The 1,013-nt window shown below is 45.0% G+C and carries 1 protein-coding gene; it reads left to right on the top strand.

All coding sequences use genetic code 11. The annotated features are described in order from the left end of the window. Nucleotides 1–569 precede the first annotated feature (569 nt). Nucleotides 570–1,013 (top strand): tyrosine-type recombinase/integrase (locus VB732_RS34835; protein WP_323235371.1); only part of this gene is annotated, 444 nt, incomplete at its 3' end.

The raw sequence follows: 1,013 nt of genomic DNA on the forward strand, positions 1-1,013 counted from the left end.
TGATTTGTACAGTAAATGGCACGTCAAGAACAGCTATGAGGCGATAAAAAGAGGGGCGATGCTTGGTTATATCGACTATAACTTGATTGTGAATGAATGATGTATTGATGAGGATAGCGAAAGGATTAAGTCGGGGAGTGGTGGTAGTTAACTTTTCTCTATCTTCCTTCTTAAGAGCGGCTGGCTACCTACCCATGTTCATTAACCTTCTTAAAAAAAAAGCCTTTGGTGATGATAGACAGAGATTCTGTCGAACATCTTTAAGTAGAAAATTGATATCGGTTTTGATAGCAACGATTTATCAACTCTTGGTATAGAAGCGAGTATAGACAGTTGAGACACCCGCAAGATGAGCAGATCCTATTGGTGCGGATTATACCTGATTGAGGGTAATGTGCTGCTCTCCATAAGCAAGTTTAATCAGCCAACGAGACAATGCGGGTTGTAGCGGTCGTGCTTGAGGGCTGATTCATAAGTCTGGGTTAATCGGGTGTCATCACTCACGGAATAATCAGCTTTTTGGTCACTTACATTGTTTTATTAACTTTAGACAATGTAGGCTAGACCCTATGAAAATAAATCGTTTCGGCAGGGCAGAAATCCTCACACCCGATCAGATTAATCTCCTATTTAACGAGGGGTTTGTCAACCCGCGCGATCGCGCTTTATTCGGCGTGTGCCTTTATGCTGCCTGCCGAATTAACGAAGCTTGCACGTTAGCGGTGAGAGACGTGTTTGGCAGCAACGGTGTCAGAGGCGTGTTAGTACTACGCAGTGTCAACACCAAAGGCAAGCGGGACACCAGGGAAATTCAAGTGCATCCCAAGCTCAAGCAGTATTTAGAAGAGTACAACCCTAACCGCCGAAAAGAGTTCTTGTTTCCTGGGCGGCATGGGTTGTTACATATTCACAAGGTCAGTGCTGACAAAATCCTCAGAGATACCTGTGTGCGGCTGGGCATTGAGGGCGTTAGTACCCACAGCTTTCGGAGGACTGCGTTAACTAGGATGAGC

The organism is Nostoc sp. UHCC 0252, assembly GCF_034931145.1.
Lineage (GTDB): Bacteria > Cyanobacteriota > Cyanobacteriia > Cyanobacteriales > Nostocaceae > Nostoc.